Annotated in this window: 17 protein-coding genes and 1 pseudogene; 7 read left to right on the plus strand and 11 right to left on the minus strand. The window is 69.0% G+C overall.

The window, feature by feature from the left end:
- Window positions 1-22: 22 nt before the first annotated feature.
- The 3 genes from ACFSVL_RS26595 to ACFSVL_RS26605 form a co-directional block, all read right to left on the minus strand.
- Window positions 23-1501, minus strand: a complete 1479-nt coding sequence (locus tag ACFSVL_RS26595; protein ID WP_378308393.1) for an MFS transporter — start codon at window positions 1499-1501, stop codon at window positions 23-25.
- A gap of 75 nt (window positions 1502-1576) precedes the next feature.
- A complete protein-coding gene (locus tag ACFSVL_RS26600) occupies window positions 1577-3928 on the minus strand; it encodes a GH92 family glycosyl hydrolase (RefSeq protein ID WP_378308279.1) in 2352 nt (783 codons plus the stop codon).
- 61 nt (window positions 3929-3989) lie between these two features.
- Complete coding sequence (locus ACFSVL_RS26605) at window positions 3990-6803, minus strand: hypothetical protein (RefSeq protein ID WP_378308280.1); 2814 nt, start codon at window positions 6801-6803, stop codon at window positions 3990-3992.
- On the opposite strand from ACFSVL_RS26605, the gene ACFSVL_RS26610 reads away from it, so the two are divergent.
- Window positions 6802-7071, plus strand: coding sequence for a hypothetical protein (locus tag ACFSVL_RS26610; RefSeq protein WP_378308281.1), 270 nt, complete (start codon window positions 6802-6804; stop codon window positions 7069-7071). The genes ACFSVL_RS26605 and ACFSVL_RS26610 overlap by 2 nt on opposite strands.
- On the opposite strand, the gene ACFSVL_RS26615 is transcribed toward ACFSVL_RS26610, so the two are convergent.
- Both ACFSVL_RS26615 and ACFSVL_RS26620 read right to left on the minus strand, forming a co-directional pair.
- Entirely contained in the window at window positions 7062-9248 is a 2187-nt protein-coding gene (locus ACFSVL_RS26615) for a 3-hydroxyacyl-CoA dehydrogenase NAD-binding domain-containing protein (protein ID WP_378308282.1), read from the minus strand. The genes ACFSVL_RS26610 and ACFSVL_RS26615 overlap by 10 nt on opposite strands.
- Before the next feature lie 8 nt (window positions 9249-9256).
- Window positions 9257-10468: an acetyl-CoA C-acetyltransferase gene (locus ACFSVL_RS26620; protein ID WP_378308283.1), complete on the minus strand. Its 1212-nt coding sequence runs from the start codon at window positions 10466-10468 to the stop codon at window positions 9257-9259.
- 159 nt (window positions 10469-10627) lie between these two features.
- Between ACFSVL_RS26620 and ACFSVL_RS26625 the strand changes: the two genes are divergently transcribed.
- The 3 genes from ACFSVL_RS26625 to ACFSVL_RS26635 all read left to right on the plus strand — a co-directional run bounded on the left by ACFSVL_RS26625 (window position 10628) and on the right by ACFSVL_RS26635 (window position 14790).
- On the plus strand, window positions 10628-11809 hold the full coding sequence (locus ACFSVL_RS26625) for a TetR/AcrR family transcriptional regulator (protein ID WP_378308284.1): 1182 nt from the start codon (window positions 10628-10630) through the stop codon (window positions 11807-11809).
- A gap of 445 nt (window positions 11810-12254) precedes the next feature.
- Entirely contained in the window at window positions 12255-13550 is a 1296-nt protein-coding gene (locus tag ACFSVL_RS26630; protein WP_378308394.1) for an acyl-CoA dehydrogenase family protein, read from the plus strand.
- A gap of 28 nt (window positions 13551-13578) precedes the next feature.
- Window positions 13579-14790, plus strand: a complete 1212-nt coding sequence (locus ACFSVL_RS26635; protein WP_378308285.1) for an acyl-CoA dehydrogenase family protein — start codon at window positions 13579-13581, stop codon at window positions 14788-14790.
- 40 nt (window positions 14791-14830) lie between these two features.
- On the opposite strand, the gene ACFSVL_RS26640 is transcribed toward ACFSVL_RS26635, so the two are convergent.
- Together ACFSVL_RS26640 and ACFSVL_RS26645 are read right to left on the minus strand one after the other, a co-directional pair.
- A complete protein-coding gene (locus ACFSVL_RS26640) occupies window positions 14831-15571 on the minus strand; it encodes a hypothetical protein (protein ID WP_378308286.1) in 741 nt (246 codons plus the stop codon).
- A gap of 195 nt (window positions 15572-15766) precedes the next feature.
- A complete protein-coding gene (locus tag ACFSVL_RS26645) occupies window positions 15767-15946 on the minus strand; it encodes a winged helix-turn-helix transcriptional regulator (protein WP_378308395.1) in 180 nt (59 codons plus the stop codon).
- Between ACFSVL_RS26645 and ACFSVL_RS26650 the strand changes: the two are divergent.
- Both ACFSVL_RS26650 and ACFSVL_RS26655 read left to right on the plus strand, forming a co-directional pair.
- Window positions 15911-16033, plus strand: a pseudogene (locus ACFSVL_RS26650) (zinc-binding dehydrogenase); the annotation flags it as partial. The gene ACFSVL_RS26645 and the pseudogene ACFSVL_RS26650 overlap by 36 nt on opposite strands.
- A gap of 117 nt (window positions 16034-16150) precedes the next feature.
- Window positions 16151-17584, plus strand: a complete 1434-nt coding sequence (locus tag ACFSVL_RS26655) for an alpha/beta hydrolase (protein WP_378308287.1) — start codon at window positions 16151-16153, stop codon at window positions 17582-17584.
- On the opposite strand, the gene ACFSVL_RS26660 is transcribed toward ACFSVL_RS26655, so the two are convergent.
- Window positions 17581-18528, minus strand: coding sequence for an NADPH:quinone reductase (locus ACFSVL_RS26660; RefSeq protein ID WP_378308288.1), 948 nt, complete (start codon window positions 18526-18528; stop codon window positions 17581-17583). The genes ACFSVL_RS26655 and ACFSVL_RS26660 overlap by 4 nt on opposite strands.
- Before the next feature lie 98 nt (window positions 18529-18626).
- Here ACFSVL_RS26660 and ACFSVL_RS26665 point away from each other — a divergent pair, with 98 nt between their 5' ends.
- Window positions 18627-19022 carry a hypothetical protein gene (locus tag ACFSVL_RS26665; protein ID WP_378308289.1) on the plus strand — a complete coding sequence of 132 codons (396 nt, stop codon included), beginning with the start codon at window positions 18627-18629 and terminating at the stop codon, window positions 19020-19022.
- On the opposite strand, the gene ACFSVL_RS26670 is transcribed toward ACFSVL_RS26665, so the two are convergent.
- The 3 genes from ACFSVL_RS26670 to ACFSVL_RS26680 all read right to left on the minus strand — a co-directional run bounded on the left by ACFSVL_RS26670 (window position 19015) and on the right by ACFSVL_RS26680 (window position 21607).
- The gene (locus tag ACFSVL_RS26670) at window positions 19015-20070 is read right to left on the minus strand and encodes an alpha/beta hydrolase (RefSeq protein WP_378308290.1); all 1056 of its coding nucleotides are present in this window, start codon (window positions 20068-20070) and stop codon (window positions 19015-19017) included. The genes ACFSVL_RS26665 and ACFSVL_RS26670 overlap by 8 nt on opposite strands.
- 103 nt (window positions 20071-20173) lie before the next feature.
- Window positions 20174-21037, minus strand: coding sequence for an SDR family oxidoreductase (locus ACFSVL_RS26675; RefSeq protein ID WP_378308291.1), 864 nt, complete (start codon window positions 21035-21037; stop codon window positions 20174-20176).
- A 60-nt stretch (window positions 21038-21097) separates the two neighbouring features.
- Window positions 21098-21607, minus strand: coding sequence for a GNAT family N-acetyltransferase (locus ACFSVL_RS26680; protein ID WP_378308292.1), 510 nt, complete (start codon window positions 21605-21607; stop codon window positions 21098-21100).
- Window positions 21608-21621: the final 14 nt, after the last annotated feature.

Here is a 21621-nt window from a genome sequence, read left to right on the forward strand (position 1 = left end):
CGGGATTGCCACTCACGAGGCTCTAGACCCGGGCGAGTTCCGGGCTGGCGGCACGGACCCGCGGCACCACCGCGGTCAACGCCAGCCCGGCCACCGCCGCGACGGCGGCGACCGCGAACGTGGCACGGAAACCGGCGAGCGACGGCACGGTGAACGAGCCGACGGTGATCGTCAGGTGGGCCAGCATCGTGGCCATGACGGCGCTCGACGTCGAGGTGCCGACGGAGCGCATCAGCGAGTTGAGCCCGTTCGCCGAGGCCGTCTCGGTGACCGGGACCGCGCTCATGATCAGCGCGGGCATCGCGGCGTAAGCGATTCCGACGCCCGCGCCGATGATCACCGACGCGATGATCAGCTCGACCGCGTTGGCCATCAGGAAAATCGCGAAGAGATAGCCGACCGCGATCACGATCGCGCCGGTCATGAGCGTGACGCGGGCGCCGTAGCGGTTGGTGAGGCGTGCGGAGACCGGGGACAGCGCCATCATCACCAGGCCGTTCGGCGCGAGGCACAGACCGGCTTGCACCATGGTGAGGCCGAGTCCGTAGCCGGTCGCCGAAGGTGCCTGCAGCAGCTGCGGGAACGACAGCGACATCGCGTACATCGCGAAGCCGACGAGAATCGACGCCAGGTTCGTGAACAGCACCGGCCGCCGGGCCGAAACGCGCAGGTCGACGAGCGGGTCGCGGCGGCGCAGCTGATACCAGCCCCAGGCGGCGAGAACGACCACCGCCGTCGCGGCGAACCCGAGCGTCGCCGGGCTGCCCCAGCCCCACTCGCCGCCCTTGACGATCGGCAGCAACAGGCTCGTGAGGCCGACGATCAACCCGAGCGTGCCGAGGAAATCGAACGGCGCGGGCGCGCGGACCGGCGATTCCGGGACGAACCGCAGGATCAGCAGCGCACAGCCGAGCCCGAGGCCGGCCGCGCCCCAGAAAAGGACGTGCCAGTCCGCGTGCTCGGCCACGATCGCCGCGACCGGAAGGCCGATCGCGCCGCCGACGCCGAGCGTCGCGCTCATCAGCGAAATCGCGCCGCTGACGCGTTCGGCGGGCAGTTCGTCGCGCATGATGCTGATGCCGAGCGGGATGACACCCATCGCGCAGCCCTGCAGCCCGCGGCCGACGATCATCAGCGCGAGCGAGCTGGTGAGCGCCGAGACCACGGACCCGGCGATCAGCACCGCCAGGCTCACGAGCAGCACGCGGCGCTTGCCGTAAAGATCCCCGAGCCGCCCGGCGACCGGGGTGCAGACCGCCGCCGCGAGCAGCGTGACGGTGACGACCCACGACGCGTCCGTCGGCGTGGTGTTCAGCAGTCTGGGGAACGCCGGGATCAACGGGATGACCAGCGTCTGCATGAACGAAGCCACCAGCCCGCACGAGGCGAGCACCACGATGATCGGCCGCGCGCCTGCCCGTGCCACCACGTCCCCCGTTCCGTATGCCGTACCGGATTCGCACGCTACCGGGCGGGACGGGTGGAACGGGCGGTTCGTGATCGATCCGACTTACCGGACTAGGCCGTTCGGCCCAGCGCTTGGTTGGTTCAGAGCCGGTGCCGGACGCCGCCGTGGTTACCGCGAGTGCGCAGCCCACTCGGTCGGTGACGGAGAGAGCACGAAGTCGAGCCGCCCGCCGTACTGAGTCAGCGAAGCGGGTGCCTTCCAGTCGCGTTGCGGCAGGCCGTTCCGCCAGGCCGACCGCACGTACTTCCCTGACCCAACCCCGGTGATCGTCAGCACCGCGCCGCTGCCGGAGCGCACCACCGCTCGCGGGAACAGCGGGCTCGACAGCACCATCTCGCCCGAGCCCGGCGTGCGCGGGTAGATCCCGAGCGCACCGAAGACATACCAGGCGGACATCGTGCCGAGGTCGTCGTTGCCCGGCAGCCCGGACGGGCCGGTGGTGTAGACCGTGTCCACGATCTGCCGCACGGTCTCCTGCGTCTGCCACGGCCTGCCGAGTTCGTTGTACAGCCACGGCGCGTGGATGTCCGGCTCGTTCGTCGGGTCGTACTTCAGCGGGCCGCCGCCGCGCAGCTGCCAGTTTCCGGCCGCGTCGTGGAAGAACCCGTCCAGCCGTTTCGCGGCGGTTTCCTTGCCGCCCATGACTTCCGCCAGACCGGTGACGTCCTGCGGCACCAGCCACGTGTACGCGGCGGCGCTGCCCTGCGCGAAACCGCGGTCGCTGGCCGGGTCGAACGGCGTCACCCAGGAACCGTCCGCATTGCGCCCCTGCATGTAGCCGGTGGCGGGATTGAAAACGTTGCGCCAGTACCCGCCGCGCGCAGCCAGCTCCGCTGCCTCTTTCTTCCGCCCGAGCTGAGCGGCCCACTGGCCGAGTGCGAAGTCCGCGATCGAGTCTTCCAATGTCTCCGCACCGCCGCCCCAGCAGTGGCAGACGTCGTTGGGCGCATAGTGGGATTGGAGATATTGCGCGAGATTCGGCCGCTGGCCGACGCATTGCCCCGGGCAACCCGCGTCCTGCAAGCCTTCCGGCCGCGGCACGGTCGCCTGTGCGTACAGCGAATCGAAGGCACCGCGGTAGTCGAAGTTGCGCACGCCCATGGCGTAGAAGGTCGCGAGCGTCGCGGCGGCCGGGTCGCCGGTCATCACGTGCGTCGCACCGTTCACGTGCACCCAGCGGTCCCAGGCGCCGTCGTTTTGCTTGGCATAGTTGAACAACGACTGCGCGAAGTCGCCGGCGACCCGTGGCTCCAGCAGAGCCAGCAGCTGAATCTGCGCGCGATACTGGTCCCAGCCGGAGAAGTTGCTGTATTGCGCGTCCTGGCCGCGTTCGACGCGATGCGGTGCGCGGTCCATCCCGAGGTACTGGCCGTCGATGTCGCTGACCAGATTCGGCTGCTGCAGCGAGTGATACAGCGCGGTGTAGAAAACCGTGCGCTGTGCCAGAGTTCCGCCGCCGATCCGGACCCGGTTCAGCTTGGCGTTCCACTCCCGGCGGGTCGCCGCGGCAATCGAGTCCACGGTGGACCACGGTGGTTGCTCCGCGCGCAGATTCCGCTCGGCTCCGGCGAGGGAGACGTACGAGATCGCGATCCGCATCGTGACCTTGCTGCCCGGCGCGAAACCGACCCAGCCGCCGGAGCCGCGGCCGGCGCGGTCCTTGCCGGTCGCGTACCCCTCGCCGCCGGTCTGGTCGAGCCCGCCCGGCCGCAGTGTGCTGTCACGCCAGGTGCCGGTGCTGGTGAACGGCTGGTCGAACCGCGCGGTGAAGTGCAGCCGGTAATAGGTCTTGCGGTTGTTCACCCCGCCGTTGGCGCGACGGCCGCAGAACGCGCCGGTGAGCACCGAGCCGGTGACCTCGCGGCGGGCCGGGTCGATGTGCGTTTCCGCGTCCTCGCTGCCGTTGAGCGAATTCGACGTGCGGAACAACAGGTTCGCCGGTTTGCCCGCCGGGAACTCCACGCGTCCGGCGGCGGAGCGCTCAGCCGCGGCGAAGTCCGTGGTCGCGCCGTTCGCGAGACCGAGCCGGTACCGTCCGGGCGTCGCCTTCTCGTCGGCGTGGCTGAAGTCGCTGGCGTACACCGCGTCCTTGGTGTCCGCGGTCGGCGACGACGTGACGTCCCCGGTGTACGGCAGGATCGGCACATCGCCCGCCGCACCCGGATTGCAGCCCGCGCCGTTGACATGCGTGAGGCTGAACCCGCGCAGCCGCGTGGTGTCGTACTGGTAGCCGTTGGCCGCGCCGGTGCTGGTCTGATCGCCGCGCGTGCTCGTCGGGCTCCACGCCAGCATCCCGAACGGCGCGGTCGCGCCCGGGTAGGTGTTGCCGTCGCCCTTTGAGCCGATCAGCGGATCGGCGACGGCGGCCGGGTCGAGCGGACTGGCCGATGACAACGTTGTCGGCACAGTGGCGGAGGTCAGCAGAACGGTGGCGAGAACCACCGTGACACGACGGCGCATGGCGCGACCTTAGCCGCGATCGGTGACATCCGGGAGAATTCGGGCCGAACGCCCGCGCCGTTCAGCCGTCCGCCGGGCACCACGGGTCCGGGGCGCGGACGACTGCCTTGCCGCAGAAACCCTGCAGTTCCTCCTCGACTTCGCCGTTCTGGACCCGCAGTACCGCGAGTGGTTTGTCCTGCGGGACATGCCTGCTGATGTCGCCGCCGTAGTCGATGGTTCCGCTGACTCCCTCGATGTACTTGTTGGTCTGGTTCGCGTCCGGCCGCGAGGTGTGGATCGCGGCGATCTCGCGCCACACCGCGCCGGGGGTTACCGGGACCTTTGACGACGTCTCCCGCAGGTACGCGGTCGCGGTGATCATCACCAGCGCGGCGTCGTAGGACAGCGCGGCGTGGCCGTCGAACGACCGGCCCTTGTCGGTGCGTTCGAAGTTGAACTTGGCGTTGAGCGTGGTGTAGAAGTCGCGCGCGAGGCCTTTCGTCGCCGTCGCCGGTGCGCTCGCGAGTGCAAGGTAGTAGTACGGAAGTGCGCGATTGCGTTCTCGCGCAACGGAATCCGCGACGTAACGGGAGACGTCGTCGTCTCCGATGATCGTCGCGGTGCTGCCGCATTGGGCGGCTCCGGCCAGGAATGCGCCGAAGTCCGGGACTCCGCGGCCGGCGAAGAACGCGAAGCCGTTGTAGGAGCAGCTGTCCCGTCCGGCGGCGCCTGCGTTGCCCACGGTGCGGTCGCCGTATCGCCCGTGGGCGGTCCGTCCGACGGGGCCTCCGTCCGGGTCGAACGCGCGCGCTTCCACGGTGAAGCCCTTGTCCTGGAAGGATTTCAGGACGTCGTCGCGGAGGTTCGTGCTGTAGAAATCCGTGTCGTCGTCGGAGTAGTAGACGCGCAGCGCGCGCGGTCCGGGCTGCTGGGCGGCGAACGCGGCGGCTACCGCGGCCTCCCGGCGGTTTTGGGGCGCGACCTGGAAGTAGATCGGGTTCTGGTCGGCGAGACGGTCGGCGGTGAGGGTCGCGGCGACCACCGGGATGCCCGCGTCGCCGAGTGCGCGGATCGTGTCGGACGTCGGTTCGCTGCTCATGTCGAGGCCGACCACACCGACGATGCTGGGGTCCTGTTTCGCCATCTCCAGCAGCATCTGCGCGACCTGCGCGCCCTGATGCATTCCCTTGCCGCCGTTGGCGATCAGCATGCGGACGATTGGCTCGGCCGCGGCGGTCGCGTCGAGTTGGCGCGACTGTGCGACGGCGAAGCCCTCCAGCGATTCCCGTTCCGCGGTAAGCCCTTCGGCGGTGCCGTTCGACGACGTCAGCGCCTCCAGGTCGACCAGCGTGATGTACGGCCGTTCCGGATGCTGCTGATGCAGTTCCGCCGCCCGCCGGTTCTGGTCCGCGATCACGGCTTCGACCTGCTGGATCGTCCCCTCCTTGTCGACCGGGGAGAACAGCGTGAAGGTGCCGTCGGAGATCCCGACGCACTGGTCGCCCACCCGGGTCAGCCATTCGCTCGACGTGCCGCAGTGACTGTCCAGAAAGGACTGATAACGCACGATCGCGAACCCGGCGACCAGCGCGAGCACCACCGCGGGCACCCCGGCCCGGATCCAGCGCGTCGTCCACCACGCCGACCGCCCGCGTCCGCCTGCCAGGTCGTAATGCTCACCGAGGGCCAGCATTCGCTTGCGCACCTCGGTTTTCTCGCCCTCGGTCTGCGGGGTGTCGAGCCCGATCGGCAGGTACCACGCGGTCGGGCGGCGCGCGCGCCGGTCCGCGCTGAGCCGGTTCTGCCACACCCGGTACGCACCGGCGGCATCGGCGGCGTGGTACTTCGGCCGGTCCTCGCTCGGCGCGGCGTCCGGCGGAGGCGCCTGGCTCGCGCTCACCACGAGCAGCGGGTCGAAGAGGCCGACCTGGTTGCGGACGTCGTTGATCAGCTCCAGCAGCCGGTAGCCGCCGTTGGCGGGACCGACCTCGTCTAGCAGCAGCACCGGGTAGGTCATCCGGCGCCGCCGCCAGAACTGCCACGGCCGCAGCCGGTACTCGCGGCGCAGGTCCTCCAGGAATGCGTTGACCAGCAGCCGCGCGACGAACTCCGGCGATTCCTTCTGCCATTCGCCGTCGGTGAGCCGCAGCGCGAAGCGGACGAAGCTGCCGGACATCTCCGGCGCGAGATGCGGCTGGCGCAGGAACCACCGGTACCGTCCGGACAGCCCCGGCACGCGCCCGGTGACGGCGAGCCGGAAGGTGCCGAGCGTCAGCAACCGCAGGAGCAGCAACGGAAACCGCCACGCCGGATGCTGCGGCACCAGCTCGCGGCTGACGCTGTCGATGGCCGAGCGGAAACGCACCAGCAGGCCGTTCTCCTGCAACTCGCGCAGCAGGATGTGCTCGGGCTCGGTTTCGTCGTCCGGGAACTTCTTCGCCATGAGCTGGTCGACCAGCGTGAACAGCCGGAACCGCAACCGGCTTTCGCGCGTGCGCGCGCTGCGGACGAGGGTGTTCCGGACGCGCCACAGAATGTCGCGCACGGCCTCGACGCTCGCCCCGGTCGCCTCGCCGGGAGCGTCGGTGTCCGGCCGGTCGGCGAGCGAGAGGTAGACCGAACGCACCGTGCCCGCCGGTTTCGCGTTCTGCAACCGGGAGCCCAGCTCTTCGAGCACGCCCTCGCGCGCGTCGCCGACGAGGCACACCATGGGCAGCCCGCGCCGCCCGGCCCGCTCCCGGTGATAACCGGGCCGCCATTCGCCGTCATCCTGCAAATCCCGCGGGCGATCGCCTGCCCGGGGCCGCTGATAAAGCGCCCCGATGAGCTTGACAAGCCGATCCGCACCAGCGAACGCGAGCTGCTCCCCCGCGACGGCCACCGTCTGATCCATGCCGAAGTATCCCATGTGCCGGATGAGCAAGGCTTCGGGATTTGTGCCGTCACGGCAAGGGTTTCCGGCCTGCATGACGGCCATTCGGGTGGTGGCGGTTCAGCCGTTCGCCGGAGGCGCGATTGCGCTGAGCTACCCCTCCGGGAATTCCGATGATCAAATTACGGAAACAGCGGAAAGAAACCGAAATGAATACGAAAAACGGGGCCACCCCGGGAAAACCCCGGAGCGGCCCCGCCGCGAAAAGAATATTCAGCTTTATTCGTAGATCTCGCCCTTGGCGGCCTTCTCCACCAGCGACTGCGGCGGCTCGAAGTGGCTGCCGTACCGCGCCGCCAGTTCGCGGGCCCGGTCGACGAAGCCCTGCAGGCCGCCCTGGTACTGGTTGATGTACTGGATCACGCCGCCGGTCCAGGCCGGGTAGCCGATGCCGAAGATGGACCCGATGTTGGCGTCCGCGACCGAGGTCAGGACGCCCTCGTCGAAGCACTTCACCGTTTCCAGCGCCTCGGCGAAGAGCATGCGCTCCTTGAGGTCCTCGAACGGCACGTCCGCCGAACCCGAGCCGAACGCCTCGCGCAGGCCCGGCCACAGACCGGTGCGCTTGCCGTTCTCGTCGTACTCGTAGAAGCCCGCCCCGCTGCTGCGGCCCTTGCGGTCGTACTTGTCGAGCATCGTGTCGATGACGGCCTCGGACGCGTGCGCAGTCCAGGTGCCGCCCGCCGCCTCGATCGCGGCGCGGGTTTCCGCGCGGATCTTGCGCGGCAGCGTCAGGGTCAGCTCGTCCATCAGCTGCAGCGGCGGAGCCGGGTACCCGGCCTGCGAACCCGCCTGCTCGATCGACGCCGGCTCGACGCCCTCGCCCAGGGCGGCGACCGCCTCGTTGATGAAGGTGCCGATGACCCGCGAGGTGAAGAAGCCGCGGCTGTCGTTGACGACGATCGGGGTCTTGCGGATCTGCAGCGTGTAGTCGAAGACCTTGGCCAGCGTGGCCGGCGACGTCTTCTCGCCGCAGATGATCTCGACCAGCGGCATCTTGTCCACCGGCGAGAAGAAGTGGATCCCGATGAAGTCCTCGGTCCGCTGCACGCCCTCGGCGAGCGCGGTGATCGGCAGGGTCGAGGTGTTGGAGCCGAGCACCGCGTCCGCGTTGACGATGTTCTCGATCTCGCCGAACACCTTGTGCTTCAGCTCGACGCTCTCGAACACGGCCTCGATCACGAAGTCGACGCCCGCGAAGTCGGCCGGGTCGGCGGTCGGCTTGATCCGCGCCAGCAGCGCGTCCGACTTCTCCTGCGTGGTCTTGCCGCGCGAGAGCGCCTTCTCCTCAAGCTTGACCGCGTAGCCCTTGCCCTTCTCGGCCGCCTCCTGCGAGACGTCCTTGAGCACGACGTCGATGCCCGCCTTGGCGGACACGTAAGCGATCGCGGCGCCCATCATCCCGGCGCCGAGCACGCCGACCTTCTTGGCGGTGTACTTCTCGAACCCGTCCGGACGCGAACCGCCGGAGTTGATCGTCTGCAGGTCGAAGAAGAACGCCTTGGTCATGTTCTTCGAAACCTGCCCGGTGGCCAGGCTGACGAAGTACCGCGTCTCGACCTGGATCGCGGTGTCGAAGTCGACCTGCGAACCCTCGATCGCGGCGGCGAGGATCGCGCGCGGCGCGGGCATCGGCGCGCCCTTGAGCTGCTTGCGCAGGTTCGCCGGGAACGCGGGCAGGTTCGCCGCGAAGCTCGGGTTCGACGGGGTGCCGCCCGGGATCTTGTAGCCCTTGACGTCCCACGGCTGCACGCCGCCCTCGGGGTTGGCCTTGATCCACGCCTTCGCGGCGGGCACCAGCTCCTCGACGGTGTCCACGACCTCGTGCACCAGGCCCAGCTCCAGCGCCTTGCGCGGCTTGAGCCGCTGGCCCTGCAGCAGCACGTTCAGCAGCGCGCTCTGGATGCCGAGCAGCCGCACGGTGCGGACCACGCCGCCACCGCCGGGCAGCAGACCCAGGGTGACCTCGGGCAGGCCGATCTGGCTGCCCTTGACGTCGGCCGCGATGCGGTGGTGCGTCGCGAGCGCGATTTCGAGGCCGCCGCCGAGCGCCGCGCCGTTGATGGCCGCGACGACCGGCTTGCCGAGCTGTTCGAGCCTGCGCATCTGGCTCTTCATCGCGCCGCTGGAGGCGGTGATCTCCGCCGCGTGCTCCGGCTGCGCCTGGATCAGGTCGCGCAGGTCTCCGCCGGCGAAGAAGGTCTTCTTCGCCGAGGTGAGCACGACGCCGGTGATGTCGTCCTTCTCCGCTTCAAGCCGTTCCACGGTCGCGGCGAGCGACTCGCGGAAGGCCGTGTTCATCGTGTTGGCCGACTGGTCCGGGTCGTCCAGGGTCAGCGTGACGATGCCGTCGGAATCCTTGTCCCAACGGATGGTTTTGCTCTCGGTCGTCTTGTTGTCTGACACGGTAGTCCTCACACCCGCTCGATGATGGTCGCCACACCCATGCCGCCGCCGATGCACAGGGTCACCAGCGCCCGGCGCGCCTCGCGGCGTTCCAGCTCGTCGACCACCGTGCCGACCAGCATCGCGCCGGTGGCGCCGAGCGGGTGGCCCATGGCGATCGCGCCGCCGTTGACGTTGATCTTCTCGTCCGGGAGGTTCAGGTCCTTCTGCCACTTGAGCACGACGGACGCGAACGCCTCGTTCAGCTCCCACAGGTCGATGTCGTCCGGGGTCAGGCCCGCGGTCTTCAAGACCTTTTCGGTGGCAGGCGTCGGACCGGTCAGCATGATCGTGGGCTCGGAGCCGATCGAGGCGGTGGCGACGATGCGCGCCCGCGGCGTGAGACCGGCCCGCTTGCCCGCTTCTTCGCTGCCGACCAGGACGATGGCCGACCCGTCGACGATGCCGGACGAGTTGCCGCCGGTGTGCACGTGGTCGATCTTCTCGACCTGGTGGTACTTCTGGAGCGCGACGGCGTCGAAGCCGCCCATCTCGCCGATCGTGGTGAAGGCAGGCTTGAGCTTCGCCAGGCCCTCCACAGTGGACCCCGGACGGCGGTGCTCGTCGTGGTCGAGGATGGTGACGCCGTTCATGTCCTTCACCGGCACCACGGACTTCGCGAAGTAGCCGCCGGACCAGGCCGCCTCAGCCTTCTCCTGCGAGCGGACCGCGAAGGCGTCGACGTCCTCGCGAGAGAAGCCCTCCATCGTCGCGATCAGGTCCGCGCCGATGCCCTGCGGGGCGATGTAGTGGTCGTACGCGGTGGCCGGGTCCATGAACAGCGCGCCGCCGTCGGAGCCCATCGGCACCCGCGACATCGACTCCACGCCGCCCGCGATGACCAGCTGGTCCCAGCCGGAGCGGACCTTCTGCGCCGCGACGTTCGTGGCCTCGAGGCCGGACGCGCAGAACCGGTTGAGCTGCACGCCCGCGACCGTCTGCGGCAGGCCCGCGACGAGCGCCGCGGTGCGCGCGATGTCCGCGCCCTGCTCGCCCACCGGGGACACGACGCCGAGCACGATGTCGTCGATCTCCTGCGGATCGAGGTTCGGGTGGCGGACCTTCAGCTCCTGGATGAGGCCGACCACCAGGTCGACCGGCTTGGTGCCGTGCAGGGCACCGCCCTTGTTCTTGCCCCGGGGCGTGCGCAACGCCTCGTAGATGTAGGCCTCGCTACTCACTGAACACTCCTCCGCGAAGCGGCATGGTTGGACACTGCGGTGTATCTCGCCGCCGACTATACCGGCCAGTAGGTGCTAATGGCCATTAACATAAGCCCGATGAACCCCATGGTGTCAATGGGTTGCCGTAGTTTCGATACGCGCTATGGTCAGTTCACCATGAGTACCACTCCCGCACGCGGCACGCGGCCTCGCGACCGCAAGGCCCAGCTCGCCGCCGTCGCGGCCGAGCTGTTTCGCGCGCGGGGGTTCCACGGGGTCGGCATCAACGACATCGCCGCGGCGGCGGGCGTGACCGGGCCCGCGCTGTACCGGCATTTCGCCGACAAGCAGGCGATCCTCGCCTACGTCGTACTGGCCGGGATCGACGACATGGAGACGGCCACCGCGGCCGCGCTCGCCGATTCCGAGCCGCCGCTTTCCCAGCTGAACTCGCTGCTCACCGGCCTCGCGACGCAGGCGGTCGAGCGCCGGGAGATCGCCGCGCTGTGGCGCTGGGAGGGGCCGCATCTGCCGCGCGAACAGCGCCGGGAGATCCGCCGCCGGTCCGGCGCGGTGCTCGACGCGTGGACGAAAGCCCTGCTCACGCTGCGTCCGGAGCTGTCCGCGGACGAGGCTGAGCTGTTGTGCTGGGCCGCGCTGTCGGTATTCGGGAGCGTCGCGGTGCACCACACGTCGGTGGCGCGCAAACGGTTCGTGCCGCTGCTGGTCGAACTGGCGTTGTCGGTGCTCGACGTCTCGCTGCCGGTTCCGGCCGAGCCCACGGCCCCGGTCGCGAGCAGCCTCGGCACGCCGTCCCGCCGCGAGCAGGTGCTGACGGCCGCGACCAGCCTGTTCGCCGAACGCGGCTTCCACACGGTGAGCATGGAGGACATCGGCGCGGCGGCGGGGATCGCCGGACCCAGCGTGTACCGGCACTTCCCCAGCAAGGCCGCGCTGATGGTCGCGATCGGACACCGCGCCGCCGACCGGCTCGCGCTCGCCGCCGAGCAGGCACTGCAGGCCCCCGACGAACGGTCCGCGCTCGGCCGGCTCGCCGCGTCGTACGTGCACATTCTGCTGCGGACGCCGGAGCTTCTGGTGTCGTTCACGGCGGACCGCGTGACCATGCCGGAGCGGGACAAGGCCGATCTGCGGCGGGTGCAGCGGGACTATGTGGATCAGTGGGTTTCGTTGCTGTGCGCGGTGTTTCCGGAGCTTCCGGCGCGCGAGGCACGGATCCGGGTACATGCCGCGCTGACCATCGCGAACGACCTGAGCCGGACCGGGCGGGTCAAGAGCAGGCCGCAGCTGCAGACGGAGCTGACGGCGGTGCTGCACACGGTTCTCGGGCTCGGCTGAGGATCTTCGCCGCTCGAGGCTGGCGGGCTTGACGGCCGGAGGGCTTTGAAAGTGGTTTTCTGTTTTGAGTTGTGACTTCAGCAGTGAAGTACTTCAGTAGTGAAGTCACAACTCTTGAGAGAGGAGAACCTCGCGAGGTCCGACTCGGCTCGACTCGGTGAGGCCCCGCACTCTCCGCGAAACCACCCCTTCCGGCTCCCGTCCGGGTAAGCAGCTGCCGCCCACGAGACCGTTGCATCTGGTTCGCACGGACGAAGGCCACCGCGTCACGACCATCGAGCTTTTCTTCGACCCGACTCTTCGTCTGCGCCATCACGCAGCCACAGCGCTGGCCAAACGGGTGACCCGGGCCGCACTGGCGGATTCCGCGTCGCCACGTTAACCTACTCGTGAGTAGGTAACGCGAGGGAGATGCTGCATGGCTGCGCCAAGGAAACGAGACGCGATGGGCCTCGGCCTGGCCGCGCTCACCCGGTTGGCCGGGAGCAAGGCGATCGACCGGGTCGGGCTGCGCGGGCCGGTGCAGAACCTGGTCAAGACGGGGACCCGGAGCGGTTTCCGTGCGGCGGGGGCGGCGACCAGGTCGTTCACCTCGGTCCAGCGGCTGGGCAAACCCGCCCGGCTGGCCAAGCCGGACGACCGCGGGCTCTTCGATCTCACGCCGGACGAGGACCAGCAGCTCATCGTCGAGACGGTCGGCGAGTTCGCCGCCGAGCAGCTGCGCCCGGCCGCCGCGGACGCCGACGAGAAGCTCGCCGCGCCGGAGGGGCTGCTGAGCCGCGCGGCCGAACTGGGCATCAGCCTCGTCGGGATCCCGGAGGAGCTGGGCGGCGCGGGCACCGAACGCTCGGTCGTCACGAACGCGCTGGTCGCGGAGGCGCTCGCGCACGGCGACCTCGGGCTGGCGGTGGCCGTGCTGGCCCCGTCGGCGGTGAGCACCGCGCTGGTCGCGTGGGGCGACGAGCAGCAGCAGGCCGATTACGTGCCCGCGTTTACCGGCGAGCAGGTGCCTGCCGCCGCGCTCGCGCTGCTGGAGCGGACGCCGTTGTTCGACCCGTTCAAGCCCGCCACCAAGGCGAAGCGCACTCCGAAGGGCTACCAACTCGACGGCGTGAAGTCGCTCGTCCCGCGCGCGGTGGAGGCGGAGCTGTTCCTCGTCTCGGCCGATCTCGAAGGCCGCGGACCGGCGTTGTTCCTCGTCGAATCGTCCAGCACGGGCGTGACGATCGAGTCCGAACCCGCCATGGGCCTGCGTGGCGCGGCCACCGGGAAGCTGCACCTGGAGAAGGTTTCGCTGCCCGCGGGCGCGCTGCTCGGTGGTGGCAAGGCGGACGTTTTCACTGAGGTGGTACGGCTTTCGCGGCTCGGCTGGGCGGCGCTCGCCGCTGGCGTCGGCAAGGCGGTGCTGGACTACGTCGTGCCTTACGTCAACGAGCGCACCGCGTTCGGCGAGCCGATCAGCCACCGGCAGGCGGTCGCGTTCTCGGTGGCGGACATCGCGATCGAGCTGGAAGGGCTGCGCCTGGTCACGCTGCGCGCGGCCGCCCGTGCCGAGCAGGGCAAGGAATACGCGCGGGAAGCGGCTCTCGCCCGGAAGCTCGCGACGGACAAGGGCATGCAGATCGGCAACGCCGGCGTGCAACTGCTTGGCGGGCACGGGTTCGTGAAGGAGCACCCGGTGGAGCGCTGGTACCGCGACCTGCGGGCGATCGGCGTGATGGAAGGCGCCGTCCTCCTCTGATCCTTTTCCTTGCTCCGAAAGGCAACTCATGATCAACCTGGAAGCCCCCAAAAAGGCCGGCGCGCTGATCAACCAGGCGTACCAGGCCGCGGCCGAGGTGTTCCGGCCGATCTCGCGCAAGTACGACCGCGCCGAGCACACCTATCCGTCCGAATTGGACATGTTCGCCGCGCTGCTGGACGGCCTCAACTCCTCCGGCGAAGGCGGCGCGGGCGCGGCGGGCGTGCGCCGGTCCGGAAAGGACGACGGCGACAAGGGAAACCGCAACGGCGCCAACCTGAACGTGGTGCTCGGCACGATCGAAATGTGCTGGGGCGACGTCGGCCTGCTGCTGTCCATGCCGCGCCAGGGCCTCGGCAACGCGGCGATCGGCTCCGTGGCGACCGACGAGCAGCTTGAGCGTTTCAAGGGCCTGTGGGCCGCGATGGCGATCACCGAACCTGGCTGCGGTTCGGACTCCGCCGCCATCACCACGACGGCCACCGCGGACGGCGACGACTACCTCCTCAACGGCGAGAAGATCTTCGTGACGTCCGGCCAGCGCGCCGACGCCGTCGTCGTGTGGGCGACGCTGGACCGCACGAAGGGCCGCGCGGCGATCAAATCGTTCGTGGTGGAGAAGGGCACGCCTGGTTTCGAGGTCGTGCGCGTGGAGCACAAACTGGGCATCCGCGCGTCCGACACCGCCGTGCTGCGCTTCGAAAACTGCCGCGTCCCCCGGGAAAACCTGCTGGGCACGCCGGAAATCGACACGGCGAAGGGCTTTGCCGGGGTCATGCAGACCTTCGACAACACCCGCCCGCTGGTGGCCGCGATGGCGATCGGCGTCGCCCGCGCGGCGCTGGACGAGACCCGGCGCGTCCTGACCGAGGCCGGTGTCGTCATCGACTACGACCGCCCGGCCTTGACGCAGCACGCCGCAGCTGCGACTTTCCTGCAGTTGGAGGCGGACTACGAGGCGGCCTACCTGCTGACGCTGGAGTCGGCGTGGATGGCGGACAACCGTCAGCCGAACTCCCTGCAGGCTTCCATGGCGAAGGCCAAGGCCGGCCGGACGGTGGTCGATGTGACGCTCAAGTGCGTCGAACTCGCCGGGGCGTACGGGTACACCGAGGAATCGTTGCTGGAGAAGTGGTCCCGGGATGCCAAGATCCTGGACATCTTCGAGGGCACGCAGCAGATCCAGCAGCTCATCGTGGCCCGGCGGGTGCTGGGGAAGACCTCGGCGCAGCTGAAGTGACCTGCCGCTCGGCCCGCCTCCGGGAAGCGGGCCGAGCGGGCTACTCCGCCTGTTTCTTCCCGGTGGATTGCCCGAAGAAGTAGCCAAGCACCAGCAGGAACGCGCTGGACAGCACCTGGTTGATCTCCACCGCGGCGAACATCGCGGCCACCACGGCGAGGCACATGATCAGCAGAATCGCCGCCCCGACATAGGTCGCGACGGATTCCTTGGCCAGGAAGTTCTGCCACACCTTGGCTTTTCGCTCGTATTTGTCGATTTCCGTCGCCATCGCCGCGGCCTCGACCTCGGCGATCTTCCGGCTCGTTTCCTTCAGCTCGCCGTCGATCTCGTCGGTCTTGCTCTCGAACTCGCCGAGCAGCCGGTGGAATTCCTCCTTGGTTCCGGCGTCGTCGACCCCGGACACCGCGTTTCTGAGCTTGCCGATCTCCTGTCCGACGGTCAATCCGTTGATCAGTTCGAGGATCTGCTCACGCCGCTCCAGAGAAAGCTTCAAGGCACTGCGGTTGGCGTTCACCTTGCGGAGGGCGTCCGAACGCCCTTTCGTCCCGTTCTCCGTCGCCAGCGCTTCCTTGTGCAGCGCGAGTTTCTTCCGCTGGCGGGCGATTACCGCGTCGAGCCGGTCCAGCGACGAGCGGAGTTCGTCAACGGACTGCATCTCCAGCGAGGAGCTGTCGAGCCCGCTGTCGATGAACTCCAGCTCCATTCGCCGTCTCAACCGGCCGTCCCGCTGGTCGGGTTCCTCGAACTCAACAACGCTGCCATCTTCGGGAACGCTCATGGTATTTCCGTTTGATCGAGTCGCGTAGCTGCTTGCTCACTGCGGGTCGCTCGCGGACGCGCCGTTGTTGCGCACCGGCATCAGCCGTCGCCGTCCTGAACCCGAATCGTGACAACACCAGCAGCGCACCTTGATTACTAAAAGTGCAGTATTTTTGGGACTTAGCCATTGAAATCGTAGAGATTCCGTCCCGGCTCAGCTGTGGTCGGCGTCGAGGGCGGCCAGAACCGCGTCGCCGTTCGTCTTCGCCCATTCCGTCAGCGCGTGGATCGGGGCAGTCAGCGTCGCTCCGAGCGGGGTCAGCTCATACTCCACTCTAGGCGGAACCTCGGCGTATGCCTCGTCGAGCAGGGCAAGCTCCGCGTCCAGGTGCAGGAAACGTTCCCGTTCGACCGCATCGCCGACGCGCATCGGCTGCTGGACGGCGGGCATCTTCAGGGCAAGGTGGTCCTCACCGTCTAGGCAAGTGACGCCGCGTCATGGCTTCGCGGGCAGGAATGTCACGCCGGAGCCGTGACGCGGCGGCACTGGCCGCTGGGCTCGGGTCCCGATGGAATCGGGAGGAGGAAAGGGGATCCGATGCGGAAAGTCTTACTGATCGCCGCCGTCGCCGCGATCGCGGCGAGCACGGCACCGGCGGCGTCAGCGGCCACGGCGATCAAGTGGGGAGCGTGTCCGGCGGACGCACATCCGGGGCCAGGGCTGCAATGCGCGACGCTCCAGGTGCCGGTGAACTACCAGGACCCGAACGGGCCGAAGATCGAGCTGGCGGTTTCCCGGTTGCCCAGTGCGAATCCGGCGAAACGGCGCGGCGTGTTGCTGCTCAACCCGGGCGGTCCGGGCGGCGAGGGGCTGGGGTATCCCAGCGTGCTGTCGCTGCCGGGAATGCCGTCGCCGATGCCGAAGGACGTGCTCGAAGGCTACGACCTCATCGGGTTCGACCCGCGTGGAGTCGGGCACAGTTCGCCGGTCACCTGCGACCTCACGCCGGAGCAGATGGCGCTCGGGAATCTCCCGTACGCCAACGGTCCGGCCGATGTGGTGAAGCAGGCGGCCGTCGCGAAGAAGGAGGCCAAGCAGTGCGCTGACGCCAAGACCGGCTGGATGCTGCCGTACATCACCACAGCGAACACCGCGCGCGACATGGACCAGATCCGCGCGGCGCTGGGCGAGGAGAAGATCTCCTACCTTGGCGCGTCCTACGGGACTTATCTCGGCGCGGTGTACACCACGATGTATCCGCAGCGCAGCGACCGGATCGTGCTCGACAGCAACCTCGGTCCCGGCGGCTACGACATCGACGCGATGCACGGGTTCGGCCGTGGCATGGAGGACCGGTTCCCGGATTTCGCGAAGTACGCCGCGGCGAATCCGCAGTATGGTCTCGGCATCACCCCGGCGCAGGTCACGGCTAAGTTTTACGACCTGGTCGCCCGACTGGACCGGCATCCGGTCGCTGGCATCACCGGCGGGCTCCTGCGCGGCGCGGCGTTTGGGATGCTGTACGGCGAATTTCAGCTCAAGACGCTGGCGGCGATGATGCACGATCTCGATCAAGGCAAGGAACCTGCTCCGGAAGGTCCGGCGCCGAGCGAAAACATGTTCGCCTCGCGATTCGCGGTGATTTGCGGCGATTCGAGCTGGCCGAAATCGATCGGGGCCTACCAGGCGAACGTGGCGGTCGACCGGATCCGGTATCCGCTGATCGGGGCGGGCGAGGCGAACATCGCGGCGTGCGCGTACTGGCCCGCGCCGGTCGAGCCGAAGGTGCGGATCACCGACGGCGGACCGGCGAATGTGCTGATGGTGCAGAACACCCGGGACCCGGGCACGCCGCTGGCCAACGCGCGCAAGCTGCGTGCGGCGTTCGGTGACCGGGCCCGGATGGTGACCGTCGACCAGGGCGGGCACGGGGTGTATGTGTTCGCGCCCAATAAATGCGGCAACAACGCGGTGAACGATTTTCTCGCCACCGGGAAGCGGCCCGCGACGGACACTTTCTGCGCGGCTTAAATCTCAAGCACGATCCGGCCTCGCGCCTCGCCTTCCTCCTGTGCCCGGTGCGCCTCGGCGGCCGCCGAAAGAGGAAGGCGAGCGCCGATCCGGGCACGCAGGATTCCGGTGGACAGCCCGCGGTTCACCACGCGGGCGGCGGCACCCAGTGCGGCGACCCCGGCGTTGCTGATCGCGAAACCGCGGATGCTGGCGTCGCGCGTGTACAGCTCGCCGATGGGCAAGGTCGGCATCGACTGCATTCCGGCCATCGCCACGATGCGGCCGCCGCGAGCCAGCAGCGGCACCGCCGAGATCAGGTCGTGGCGGCCCGCGTTGTCCCACAGCACATCCGCGGCGGGGAGCTTTTCGTAGAGATCCGGGTCGGCGTAGTCGAAAACCTCGTCCGCGCCGCATTCCCGGCACCATTCCGCGTCGGCGGCGCGGGCGGTCGCGATCACGCGCATTCCCGCGGTGGAAGCAAGTTGGACGACCGCGCTGCCGACGCCGCCGCCCGCGCCGAGCACCACGATCGTCTCGCCGTAGCCGGCGTCGGCGTGCTCGAAGAGGCCGAGATAAGCGGTGGCGGCGGGGTGCAGTACGGCGACCGCGTCGTCGGAAACCCCGTCCGGCAAGGGATACAGCCGGTCCGCGGGCACCGCGCAGTACTCGGAGAAGGAACCCTGCCGTCCGTCGTGGCCGAGGCTGTTGCACCACACGCGATCGCCGGGGGCGAAGCGGTCGACCGGCGACGAGACGACGGTGCCCACCAGGTCCCGGCCGATGACGAACGGGAACGAGAGATCGGTGCGGTACGCGCCGGAGCGGACGAAAGTGTCGACGTGGTTCACCGCCACCGCGGAGACTTTCACCAGCACCTCGCGCGGGCCGGGAGAGGGATCCGGCAGCGGGCCGACCTTGATCTCGGAACTGCCGCCGAGGGACGTCACGTATGCAGCGATCACCCGGCCAACGGTACCGCCGGTTTTTCACTGGCTTCGCGCGGATATCGGATTGATCTCCGCCCGAGGAAAAAGCGCGAAAATGCCCTAATCTGCCCGGCATGACCGCTCCGGTGGCGCCGGCCGACCTCAAACAGGCCCGCATCTTCATGTGGATCCAGGTTGTGCTGAGCTCGATCGGGCCCCTGCTGCTGGCCGGGGCGGCCGGCGTTTCGCTGGCCGAGGTGATCAGCCTCGCCCAGCTCTACATCGTGATCACCTACGCGACGGCGATCGCGCTCGCGGTGTGCGCGGTCGTATTGCCGAAACGCCAGCAATGGGCCTACGTGACCGCCGCGGTCATCGAAGGACTGCTGGCGCTCAACAGCCTGATCACACTGCTCAGCAAGGGCCTGCCCGGCATTCTGCCGCTGATTTTCGCCGGCCTCGCGCTGCGCACGCTGCTCACCCGCGACGTCCGGACCTGGTTCTTCCCGCCGCAGCCTTCGGTCAGCTGACCCGCTCGTCCAGGAATTCGTCGAGGTAACGCCAGGTCGTGCCCCGGGCGCGGCGGCCGGTGAGCACGCCGAGGTGCCCGCCGGGCGCGGTGCGGAACCGGACCTCCGGCGCGTTTTCCAGCAGCTGCACCACGCGTTCCACCGACGCGCGCGGCGCGATGGTGTCGGTTTCGCCCGCCACCACCAGCATCGGCGTCTTCACGTCGGACAGGCTGATCTTGCGCCCGTTCAGGTCGACGGTGCCCTCGGCGAGGTCGTTCGTGCGGAACAGGCGGTGGTACAGCTGGCCGAACGTGCGCCCGGGGTAGGCGTACATGTTGCCCATGAAATGGTCCACCGCCTCGATCTGCGCGAGATAGTCGCGGTCGTCGAGATTTTTCAGGATCGCCAGCGGTTTCGTGATTTCCTTGGAGATCCCGGTGGCCCTGAACACCCGGGTGACCAAATAGGACGGTGCGCCGCCGAACACCCGGTACACCGGCGTGAGCAGGTGCCCGCCGGTGAGGTCCACGAGCGGGCGGAACGGCGCGACGATCGGGATCGCGGTGAAGTCGACGGGCGAGCCGACCGCGGTGATCGATTCGATCGGCAGGTCCGGCTGGTCCGCGCTCACCAGCATGGAGAAGATCCCGCCGAGCGACCACGACACCAGGTGCACGCCCTGTCCGCCGGCGTCCTGGCTGACCTTCCGGATCGCCCTCGGCAGCACCTCGTCGATCCAGTGCTCGATGCCGAGGCGGCGGTCGGAGAACGCGACCATGCCGTAGTCCACGAGGTAGGTGGGCCGTCCGCCCTCCACCAGGTGCTCGATGAGGCTGCAGCCGCGGCGCAGGTCGAAGCACAGCGCGGGCGCGGCCAGCGGCGGCACCAGCAGCACCGGCGGGCCGGAGGTCTCGGCCGAACCGTGCGTCATCCGGTACACCGAGCGGTTGGGGCCCTGGTCGATCAGCACCCTCGGCATCGGCCGCAGATCGGCGACCCCACCTTGGAACACCTTGCCCACGACGTTGGCCGCCGCAGCAGCCAACCGGGCCGGTGGGGAAACCATTCAGCGCCTCCTGGAACTCGTCGTCTGCGGGGCATCTTGCCGTGCGCGCGGGCGCGGCATCAACACGCCACTCCCGCAAGCACCCGGCAAGCGCACGTCCGCCTCAGACGCTCCCACCAGGCGGGATGGACGGCGCGCTGCGGGCGGCCCGGCCCTCGTACTCGGCTCGCTCGGGCGAATGCGCGGCGGACGCCAGCAATTGGTCGCCGCCGAGCGCGCGGACCAGCCATTCGCCGAACGCGCGCGGGAACAGCCGGGTGATCCGGCCGGTCAGATCGAGCGATTTCGGCACGAAAACGTCGAACCTCGGGCGTTCCAGCGCGGCGACGATCGCCGCCGCGACGTCTTCCGGCCCGACGGACTTGATGAACCGCGCTTCGCCCAGCCCGGACGCGAGTTCCGTGCGCACCACCGCGGGCATCACGCACGACACCTCGACGCCGGTGCCGCGCAGCTCCAGCCGCACCGCCTCGGACAGCCCGACCACGGCGTGTTTCGTCGCGCAGTATGTGGCCGCCCCGGCGAATCCGGACTTTCCGGCCATCGACGCCACGTTCACGATGTGGCCACGACCGCGTGGCTTCATCCGCTTCACGGCCTCGCGGGTGCCGTGCACGACCGCGTGGACGTTGATCTCCAGCAGCCGCCGCGTGGCCGCGTCGTCCTCCTCGTCCAGCGGAGAGAGCGGCATGATGCCGGCGTTGTTGATCAGCACGTCGATCGGCCCGAGGGTGCGTTCGACGTCGTCCAGGAACGCGGTGAAGGCCGCCGTGTCGGTGACGTCCAGCGGTGCCGCGACCACGTCCGGACCCAGCTCACCAGCGGTTTTCTCGGCGCGGACCCGGTCGAGGTCGCCGAGCGCGAGCCGGGCTCCGCGCCGGTGCAGCGCGGCGGCGGTGGCCGCCCCGATGCCCTGCGCGCCGCCCGTCACGACGACGACCTTCCCGGAGAGCGACTGCCTGGCCATGGCGGACTCCTCGGTCTATTGACACTTAGCCAATATCGTCCTCCGGATCGGCCGGGGCCGCTATCCCCCAACCCGTTGCTCAAGGACCTGGCCGAGCCAGCCGTCGACGGTGAACTGCTCGGTCGGCGTGAAGCCCTGGCGCTGGTAGTAGCGCGGCAGATCGCCGTCGCCGCCCGCCCAGCAGTCGACGCGCACGAGGTCGACCCCGCGCCGTTTAGCCTCGGCCACCGCGTGTTCCAGCAGCCGCGAGCCGACCCGGTGCCCGGCGAACCGGCGGGAGGTGATGAGCAGCCGCACGTACAGTTCGGGCTCGTCGACCTGCGGGGCGTACGGCATGGCCTGCCCGAGGATCAGCGCGCCGGCGGGCTTCCCGTCGATCTCCGCCATCCGGAACTCCGGATCGGCCGCGTACTCGCGCACCCGCTCGGCCCGTTTCGGGATCTTGCTCCACGGCTCGGTGCCCCATTGGCCCGCGCTGCCCCGCGCGACCAGCCACTCGACGGCCTCGTCGAAAAACCCCAGCACCACGTCTGCGTCTCCGGCAACCCCAGGCCGGATGGTGAACTCCATGACCCCACAATAGG

Origin of the sequence: Amycolatopsis silviterrae (assembly GCF_042684085.1) — a bacterium.
Classification (GTDB): domain Bacteria; phylum Actinomycetota; class Actinomycetes; order Mycobacteriales; family Pseudonocardiaceae; genus Amycolatopsis; species Amycolatopsis silviterrae.